This window comes from Desulfobotulus sp. (assembly GCF_034006065.1).
GTDB lineage: Bacteria > Desulfobacterota > Desulfobacteria > Desulfobacterales > ASO4-4 > Desulfobotulus.
Genome location: NZ_JAVETM010000018.1, coordinates 22,339 through 28,409, shown reverse-complemented (window position 1 = coordinate 28,409; position 6,071 = coordinate 22,339). Strand labels below are relative to the sequence as shown.

Below are 6,071 nucleotides of genomic sequence, written 5' to 3'. Positions count from 1 at the left end.
CTTTGGAAAATCCAGAGCCGCGGATGTCTGCCAGAAGCAGATCAGGCAGAAAAAAAACATCCATGCCAGAGACTTCGCCAATCCTTCGGCGAAAAACGCACAAATTGCACCCAAGAACCTGGACACCCTTGCTGATTTCATTGTTTCAACCAGTTTTTGAGGTTTCAGCCTGTTATCAGAAGAATTCTTTCCTGTCGTTTCTTTAAGGTTAAAAAACAACCCAGGACCACAAGTCCAAAAAGACCGGGGATCGCGCATAACAATCCTTAAGGAATCCGAAAACCTTCTCCTGATCCTGAGCAGGGCATATCGCATCGCATCAGGACAGGAATAAAGGCGTCCTCTGCCCGCGCAGCCCCATGGGTAGGAACCGGCGAAGGCAAAAAACACTTTTTCCAAAGGGCCGTAAAATCCGCGTAACAAACCCTGAAAATGAATTCTCTCTTACAGCATATCGTTTACACAAAAAGGAAAAAGCCTTAAAAAATTTAAGGCCCCATTTAAAAAGAAATGATGAAAAACACAAGCTTTTTTCAACCGGCTTTTTTGCATTTCTCCCGTTCAAAAATACAGAAAACAAACAACAAACGTCATTCAACCATCAATATCGGGTAGTTAAGCCCAAAAAACGGCAGAATTCTTCAGCTGTTCAACTGCAAAAAAAGATTTCTTCAATCCCTCAGTAAAAAAACAACAGGCCCGCGCCCTGCTTTCCCAAATTGGAAAACAAAACGCAGGCCTGTGATTTCAGCATTTTCTACCATCGCAAAAAGCGACAGGGGTATGGCGTAGCCAATACCCCTGAAAAAAATCGTCATCGGGTGCCAGGGGCTCAGATTGCCCTGCAGGCGGACTTAACGCGGATCAGAGTCCCCCATCCCTTACAAAGCGCAGGTATTTTTCATTGTGCTTTTTTCCTGTCTGGCTACTGCCGTAATGAAAAAACACAAACCAGGCGGATTGGGGGTCTTCCGCATCTTCCTCGCCTGTCCAGAACCAGGTACTGGGCGTATTGGGAAAAGCCGCTTCCAGAATGGCAGGACGGCGATACTCTCCTTCGCAGGATCTGCCGGTGTTATTCCAGTGCTCCGGATAACCCGAGCTGCAGAACACCAAGGACTGAAGTTCTTCCACGGAGGGCAGACGCCAGTCTTTCTTCCCGGCATAACCGCCCACAACATTCATCCCCCGCGCCGCCTCCGTGGCCTGGGCCCAGGTGTGGGCCTGGGGCACGCCAAGACAACTCTCCCCATCCCACTGCTGTCCCACACTGCAACGCATCCACTGGAGTCCTGTCTCAAAATCCATAATCGTGCCGTTGCCAAGGTCGTGGTAGCGATCCGCAAAGGCCCGCTCCATATAAAGAAGGGCGGCATTGGCCATGCCCTTTTCTGTCAAGCGCTTTTCCATCCGCAGCCAGAGGTGCTGTTCGGTGTTGGCACCCACAAAAAGATCCTCGCGCACACCATAATATTCCATATCCGGATCAATGGGCCTGTAACCTTCTATCCGGTAAAACCCCTTTTTCAGACGAATCGTGAATGCGCGACTTTCAATCTCCGGCGTATTCCCCCTTCTCTCGCCATTGATAAAAATCTGGGCATCGCCAGGTTGGGAGACAATATGCAGCACCCCATATTCTTCCTTCTCAGTACAGGCCACCAGCAAAAGGACCAGCAAAACCATCAGCCTGCGGAAAAAAAACTGAACACGCATAAACTTCCTCTCCTGTCGCCCAAAGCGGTTCACAGACCCGGACCTTTTGCGGACTCAATCCCGGAATCCCCATGGGGCTCTTCCCAGAGAATGGTCACCCGCACATCCTGCCCCAGGCTCTTTTTCACCGGACACAAGGCCATGGCCCGTTCCAGTTTCTTTTTTTCAAGAGCCTCCAGAGGAAAAGGAGGGATTACTGTCACGGTCAAAGCGCCAATACGGCGGGGAACATCCGCCATTTCCTTTTTCACCGTCAGGCGGAAATCCGAAGGGTTGTATCCCCATCGCTCCAGAAGGACCTCCATAACGGCAAAAAGACAGGACCCCAGAGCCGCAGCCACAAGATCCGTGGGAGAAAAAACCCTTTCCCCCACCGCCTGCTGCGCCATGGCCCGCACCCGGATGAAAGCCTCCGAATCCCCAAGCCCAAGACAAAACGTCCCCTGGCCAAGGCCTTGAACATGAACCGCATCCATACGCAAAACACCCCACCCCACTGCAACCTGGTTGCACGTGAGCCCCGATCCTCCCCCAAGTCCAGCGGAAGATGGGGTTCAAAATCTGTGGATTCACCAGGGGGCTACCTCTCCGGCTCCCTCCAACACCCCCTGGACTCCTCCCCTGCAGGGCTCCTCAGCGCCCCACCCCCTCTTCCTGCTGTCGATTTTCAGCCCCATGGATAAGCCATTTTGCGTCCGGAGTCCAAGGTTTTTCAAAACCCGGCGTCAATTCCCTTGCTCCTCCGTCCCGCCGCCCATCCGGAAATCAACGTCCCCTGCGGTACATCTCCAGCCATTCCCTCTTAAAGGTTTCAAAACGGTTTTCCTCTATGGCCTTACGGATATCCCCCATCAGATCCTGATAAAAGGTCAGGTTATGGATGGTGGCCAGGGTCTCTGCCAGCGGATCTCCGGAAAAAAAGAGATAACGCAGCACCATACGGGAAAAGGTCTTGCAGGTGTAACAGGAGCACTGAGTATCCAGGGGGTAGCGATCCTTACGGAAATTCTTATTTTTGATACGCAGCTTCCCCGTGCGGGTAAAGAGGGTACCCTGGCGGGCATAGCGTGTGGGAATCACGCAATCAAACATGTCCATCCCCAGATGCACAGCCTCCAGAATATCTTCCGGAAGGCCCACCCCCATGAGATACCGGGGCATGTCTTCGGGCAGACAGGGTGCTGTGACCCCCACCACCTGACGCATCAGATCAAACCCCTCGCCCACGCTCACCCCGCCGATGGCAAATCCGTCAAAGGGGATGTCCGTTATCTCCTTAGCGCTTTTCTTCCTCAGGTCATCGAACACCCCGCCCTGCACAATGCCAAAAAGAAACTGATGATCCGCAAGGGTGAAGGATCGGCACCGTTTCGCCCAGGCCGTGGTCAGGGCCAGGGATTTCGCCACATACTTCCGGTCTGCGGTATGGGAGACACACTCGTCAAAGGCCATAACAATGTCCGCCCCCAGATCCCGCTGAATCTCCATGGATCGCTCGGGCGTCAGCTTTACCCGCTCCCCGTCCTCTTCGTAGGAAAAGGTGACGCCCTCATCATCAATCACCCGATCCGGCAGGGAAAAGACCTGAAACCCTCCGGAATCCGTCAGAATGGTCTGATCCCACCCCATGAAACGATGCAGACCGCCCATGTACCGCACCGAAGCGAGGCGTTCGCCCAGAGAAAGGTGGTAGGTATTGGCCAGAAGCACCTGAGCCCCACTTTCCGCCACATCCCGCGTGGGCGTGGAATGCACGTATCCCGCCGTACCTACGGGCATGAAGGCCGGTGTCTGAACGGTTCCGTGCTGGGTGGTAAAGCTTCCCCTGCGGGCACCGCTTCTGTCTTTGGCCATGAGCCTGAACTGGATATCTTTTTGCGCCATGCGCTTTTCCTTTAAGCTTTTTTACTGTTTCGGGTCAAACATCCTTGCAGCAGACGTTTACAAGTGTCCTGCTTTTCGCTACCGTAGCGCCTGCTGTATCATTCTTATACAGGAGAAGGAACCATGCATCGCTTTTTTTTCAGTTTTCTTGTCCTCATCACGCTTCTGCCCGGAACATCCACCCTGGCTGGGTCAGATCCCTTGGGCCTCATGGAATCCCGCTATGGCGGTCAATGCTTTTCCGCGCATTTTCAACAGGTTTCCATCCTTGCGGCCATGGGGATTTCCGAAAGGGCGGAAGGACGCGTGGTCTTCGCCCATCCCGGCCGCATGCGCTGGGAGTATGAAAACCCGGAGCCCCGCCTCATTGTCACGGATGGTCACACCCTCTGGATTCATTCTCCCCTGGAAAAAGAAGTCCTGCGGGGCGATGCGGCTCCCTACTTCGGCAAGGGAAAAGGCGGCCGTTTTCTCTCTGACATGGCATCCCTGCGGGAGGATTTCACCCGAACGGAAACGGATACATCAGAAGAAGAACGCATCCGGATCAGGCTCTTTCCCAAAAGTCCCGAACCCGGCCTCACGGAGCTTATCATTGAAACGGAAAGGGAGACGGGCCGTATTATCAGCGCAGAAACCCTCAATGCCTACGGGGATGTCACACGCATCCGCTTTTTCGGAGAAGAAACCCACAGAAACTGCCCGGATTCCATGTTCATCTTCACCCCACCGCCAGGAACCCAGATCTTTGAGCTTGCGGAATAAGGAGACCCGATCCATGACCTCAGGGGAACTTCATCGAATATGCATGTAAAATCAATATAATCCTTGAAAATTTTCTCCTTTTGCAAGAAAATCTTCAAAAAGGGACGCTTTTCCCAAAGATCCCTTCCATGAAAAAAATACAGGACTGCTACCCATGAAAGAGACCATTCGAAAGCTTGCCAGAGAAAAAAACGCCATCATCCTGGCCCACAATTATGAACCACCGGAAATCCAGGAAGTGGCGGATCTGTGTGGCGACTCTCTGGAGCTGAGCATCAAGGCTGCAGAAACCGATGCAGACATCATTGTGTTCTGCGGCGTACGTTTCATGGCGGAAACCGCCGCCATCCTCTCACCGCAAAAAACCGTTCTTCTGCCCGTTGCGGATGCGGGCTGCCCCATGGCGGACATGGTAAGCCCAGAATCCTTAAAAAAACGTAAGGCCGAGCTTCCCGGCGTTCCTGTGGTGACCTATGTCAACTCCACAGCTGCGGTCAAAGCCCTCTCCGACATATGCTGCACCTCAGCCAACGTACTCCGGGTGGTGGAAAGTCTCGACAGTGAAGAAATCCTCATGACCCCGGACCGGAACCTCGCCCTTTACGCAGCCACACGCACCCGCAAAAAAATCCACCTCTGGGAAGGCTTCTGCCCCTTTCACAACGCCCTCACAAGGCAAGCCGTGGCCGAAGCCCGCAAACAGCATCCCGGGGCCTTTTTCATCGCCCACCCCGAATGCCCGCCCGAGGTACTCCTTCTTGCGGACGCCATCACCAGCACCTCGGGCATGATCCGCATGGCTGCGGAATCCAGCCATACCGAATTCATCATTGGTACGGAAACCGGCCTTCTCCACCCCCTGCAACAGGCCTGTCCGGACAAGCGCTTCTACCCGGCCAGCACGGCAATGTACTGCCCGGACATGAAAAAGATCCGCCTGGAAGACCTCCTCCACAGCCTCTCAACCGAATCCGGCAAGGTATCGGTTCCTGAGGAAATCCGCATTCCCGCCCTCAGGGCGGTCAACCGCATGCTTTTTCTTAAATAACCGTCCCCAGCGTCAGGCGCCTCTGCATCATGCGCCTGACGCTGTTTTTTTTCGTCCAGTCCCGAGGATACCATTTTTAACGGATCCTGGTTTTCACCACCAGGCGGCCCGCCTCATCCACGGCCTGGACATGGCGATAATCCCCCCTGGGAACGCGCAAAAGCACACAGGGCCAGGTGAGGACCTGGATTGTCCGGGCTCCGGGGGAAGGACGCAGAAGATGCAGACGGATCATGGCCGTATCGCCACTGACCTCCAGATCCGGTGAAGCCAGACGGATGCCATAACCTCCGGTACGTCGCATTCCCAGCCCCAGAAGCAGGACCCCTTCTCTGTCAAAATCCACGTCCTGCAGAAAATCACGCCCTGCTTCACAAAGCCGACCCGCTCCCTCGCCCAGGCGAAGGAGATCCGAATCCCCACCGATCCACACCCCCAGGGGCGCATCGCTGTGCAGACCGCAATCCGCTCCATGGTACAGGACACGCACTTCCGGTGAAGCGGATCCCATGCTCTTTCTGCCCGCAGGGCAACCCTGCAGCACAAGTCCTGCCGCAAGAACAATTCCCAGAATTCGCCACGGTCTCTGACCCATTGTTCTTCTTCCTTTCCGGGTAAGGTCAGACAAAGCCCTCGAGGATCACCGAAACCCGGTCCC

Annotated in this window: 7 protein-coding genes; 3 read left to right on the top strand and 4 right to left on the bottom strand. The window is 54.4% G+C overall.

Annotated features, from left to right (window positions below; translation table 11 throughout):
* Window positions 1-359: 359 nt before the first annotated feature.
* Complete coding sequence (locus RBR60_RS08640) at window positions 360-686, top strand: hypothetical protein (RefSeq protein ID WP_320355761.1); 327 nt, start codon at window positions 360-362, stop codon at window positions 684-686.
* A 178-nt stretch (window positions 687-864) separates the two neighbouring features.
* Here RBR60_RS08640 and RBR60_RS08635 read toward each other — a convergent pair whose 3' ends face one another.
* The 3 genes from RBR60_RS08635 to tgt all read right to left on the bottom strand — a co-directional run bounded on the left by RBR60_RS08635 (window position 865) and on the right by tgt (window position 3,600).
* A complete protein-coding gene (locus tag RBR60_RS08635; RefSeq protein ID WP_320355759.1) occupies window positions 865-1,716 on the bottom strand; it encodes a DUF1566 domain-containing protein in 852 nt (283 codons plus the stop codon).
* A 29-nt stretch (window positions 1,717-1,745) separates the two neighbouring features.
* On the bottom strand, window positions 1,746-2,192 hold the full coding sequence (locus RBR60_RS08630) for an OsmC family protein (RefSeq protein WP_320355757.1): 447 nt from the start codon (window positions 2,190-2,192) through the stop codon (window positions 1,746-1,748).
* A gap of 289 nt (window positions 2,193-2,481) precedes the next feature.
* The gene (gene tgt, locus RBR60_RS08625) at window positions 2,482-3,600 is read right to left on the bottom strand and encodes a tRNA guanosine(34) transglycosylase Tgt (protein WP_320355755.1); all 1,119 of its coding nucleotides are present in this window, start codon (window positions 3,598-3,600) and stop codon (window positions 2,482-2,484) included.
* 123 nt (window positions 3,601-3,723) lie between these two features.
* Between tgt and RBR60_RS08620 the strand changes: the two genes are divergently transcribed.
* Window positions 3,724-4,365 (top strand): outer membrane lipoprotein carrier protein LolA, encoded by a 642-nt coding sequence (locus tag RBR60_RS08620; RefSeq protein WP_320355753.1) that lies wholly within the window; start codon window positions 3,724-3,726, stop codon window positions 4,363-4,365.
* Window positions 4,366-4,519: 154 nt separating this feature from the next.
* Window positions 4,520-5,413: a quinolinate synthase NadA gene (nadA, locus tag RBR60_RS08615; RefSeq protein WP_320355751.1), complete on the top strand. Its 894-nt coding sequence runs from the start codon at window positions 4,520-4,522 to the stop codon at window positions 5,411-5,413.
* Window positions 5,414-5,489: 76 nt separating this feature from the next.
* On the opposite strand, the gene RBR60_RS08610 is transcribed toward nadA, so the two are convergent.
* Complete coding sequence (locus RBR60_RS08610; RefSeq protein WP_320355749.1) at window positions 5,490-6,008, bottom strand: protease complex subunit PrcB family protein; 519 nt, start codon at window positions 6,006-6,008, stop codon at window positions 5,490-5,492.
* Window positions 6,009-6,071 lie beyond the last annotated feature (63 nt).

Bases quoted from the DNA above. Each gene is read 5' to 3' on its own strand.
- RBR60_RS08630 (WP_320355757.1), bottom strand. From the start codon at position 2,192: ATGGATGCGGTTCATGTTCAAGGCCTTGGCCAGGGGACGTTTTGTCTT.
- RBR60_RS08635 (WP_320355759.1), bottom strand. From the start codon at position 1,716: ATGCGTGTTCAGTTTTTTTTCCGCAGGCTGATGGTTTTGCTGGTCCTT.
- tgt (WP_320355755.1), bottom strand. From the start codon at position 3,600: ATGGCGCAAAAAGATATCCAGTTCAGGCTCATGGCCAAAGACAGAAGC.
- nadA (WP_320355751.1), top strand. From the start codon at position 4,520: ATGAAAGAGACCATTCGAAAGCTTGCCAGAGAAAAAAACGCCATCATC.
- RBR60_RS08640 (WP_320355761.1), top strand. From the start codon at position 360: ATGGGTAGGAACCGGCGAAGGCAAAAAACACTTTTTCCAAAGGGCCGT.
- RBR60_RS08620 (WP_320355753.1), top strand. From the start codon at position 3,724: ATGCATCGCTTTTTTTTCAGTTTTCTTGTCCTCATCACGCTTCTGCCC.
- RBR60_RS08610 (WP_320355749.1), bottom strand. From the start codon at position 6,008: ATGGGTCAGAGACCGTGGCGAATTCTGGGAATTGTTCTTGCGGCAGGA.